The 2,158-nt window shown below is 73.5% G+C and carries 2 protein-coding genes; both read left to right on the top strand.

Going from position 1 to position 2,158, the window contains the following annotated elements; genetic code table 11:
• A partial coding sequence (locus tag AOK22_RS12300) for a DUF7224 domain-containing protein (RefSeq protein ID WP_157872223.1) occupies window positions 1–1,078 on the top strand: 1,078 nt, incomplete at its 5' end.
• Window positions 1,063–1,707, top strand: coding sequence for a hypothetical protein (locus AOK22_RS12295; RefSeq protein WP_244164756.1), 645 nt, complete (start codon window positions 1,063–1,065; stop codon window positions 1,705–1,707). The genes AOK22_RS12300 and AOK22_RS12295, both read left to right, overlap by 16 nt.
• The last annotated feature ends 451 nt before the right edge of the window (window positions 1,708–2,158 follow it).

Genomic DNA, 2,158 nt, shown 5'->3' with positions numbered 1-2,158 from the left:
CGGCGCGCGCGCCGGGATGCCGGAGTTCCTCCAGGGGGCCGCCCGGCCGCTCTGGCACGCCGAGGCCGTGCGCTTCGCGGCCACCCTGACGCTGGGCTGCGCCGCGTACCTGGTCGGCTGCCTCACCGCCGCCGCGTTCTCCTTCAAGGACGCGGGACCGGGATTCCTGTGGCCCTCCTACCTGCTGCTGGGGTGCGCGTCCCTGGTGACGTTCGCGGCGCTGGGGCACTTCGCCGGACGCCTGTGGCCCTCGGCCGCCTTCACCCCGGTGCTCTGCGCGCTCGTCGGGTTCGTCGCCTACGTGGGCGTGGGCAAGGGCTACGGCCTCTACGTCCTCAGCGGCGACCCCACCCAGAAGATCGCCCCCGGCGCCCTCGGACTGCGCCTCCTGCTGGCGCTGGCCCTGTCCGTCGTGGCGGTGTTCCTGACCCGCGTCGCCAAGGCCGACCGCCAGACACGCTTCTACCTGCCCACCGGCACCCGCGCGGTGATGGCCCTCTCCACCGTCATGGTCTTCGCCCTGGTGCCGCTCATCGCCCTGAGCGGCCCCGTGCGGGTCCTGCGGCCGCCGGCGGCGGTCACGCCCGCGTGCGCACGCGCCGGCGGGCACGGCGCCCGGGTCTGCGTCTGGCCCGAGCACCGCAAGTACCTCCCCGACCTGGTCGCCATGGCGGACCGCCTCTCCCGCGTCCCCCAGGACTGGATCAAACAGCCCGCGGCGTACTACGAGTACGGGCTGCGCCCCACCCCCTTCGGCGACATCGGCTTCGACATCGCCGAAGGACACGTACGCCCCGCCGCGATGGGCATGGCCGCCCAGGTCTCCGCCACGTCCATGGGGCGCTGCACCCCTCCCGAGAGCGAGGAGCGCGCCTGGCAGGCCTCCAACCGCCTCGACCTGTGGCTGGAGTACCGCGCCATGGGCACCGACCCCAGGACCGCCGACGCCGGGCTCAGCATGGTCGGCGTGGCCGAGGAGCAGCGGGCCGCGGCCGAGGCGGTCGCCCTGTCCGAACGCGAGCAGAGGACGTGGACCGCCGAGCAGCGCGCCCGGTTGGGCACGTGGTGCAGGAAGTGATGCCCCGCGGTGAGGTGCTGCGGTGCGCGCGCGTCCACCGCGTGGGACCGGTGCTCCTGGGCGTCGCGTGCGTCGCCGCGCTCTCCGCCGTCCTGGGCGGCGTCCGCTTCCCCGTGCCGTCGCTGGAGAGCGGCGCCGGGACCGTGGGCGTGCCCTTCCGGCGTGAACTGCCCCTGGTGTCCGCCGTCTTCCTCACCGCCCTGTGGTCGGGTCCGATGTCCGCGCACGAGCAGGGCGCTGCGGACACCTTCCACCGCCTCCGCGCACGCCTCCTGGCCTGGACGTCCCTGGCCGCCGCCGTCCTCTCGCTGCTGACCGAGGCCCTGACCGTGGGCTGGCCGATGGGGCTCGTCTTCGTCCGCTCCCTCGCGATCTGGTGGGGCCTCGCGATGCTGTCCCTGCGGCTCCTCGGCCCCCACCTGGCCTGGGTCCTGCCCCTGGGGTCCGCCTTCCCCCTGGTCTGGTTCACCGGCGGCGCCCTGGACTGGACGTCCGCGGGACCGGGCGACGCACGGTTCTGGGCACTGGCCGCCGCGTCCCTCGCACTCGGCACCGCCGGCCTGGCCTGGACACCCTGGTACTCCCACGCCCTGAGGCACCGCTGTCGCCGGATGTCGCGGCATCGCTAGGGCACGTACCCAAGGCTCGCACCCCTCGTTGCGCGCACCGGACGAAAACGGGCCGCGCGCCCCCTCCCCGTTGCCCCCGCAACGTTCGAGCACATCCCGCAGGTGCGCGTCACCCGATACGAACACGTGGTGTGCGAGGCGGCGCCACAGGGGCCTCTGAGGTGCGGGAACAGGTGCGTGGCAGGGGCTCTATGGCCGGAATGACAACTGGGCAACACGCGTCGGCGGTGACACTTTGAGGCCCCCTCGCTCACGGAACGAGGAGATCCTCCCAGGGGGTAAGGCATGCGCATCAACTACTCGGACCACGGTCCGTCCCCGCTCGAACCGGAGAAGCCCGGAGCGGCGGGCACCCGCGACTCGACCTTCGGCTGGTGGGGGGCCTTCAGCATCCAGAAGTTCGTGAACCAGTCACCGCTCTCCCACACGCACGCCGACGCCACCGGCTGGC

Source organism: Streptomyces silaceus (assembly GCF_001419745.1).
GTDB classification, from domain to species: domain Bacteria; phylum Actinomycetota; class Actinomycetes; order Streptomycetales; family Streptomycetaceae; genus Streptomyces; species Streptomyces silaceus.
Note: the sequence above shows the minus strand (reverse complement) of the source record. Positions and strands in the feature narration are given on the sequence as shown.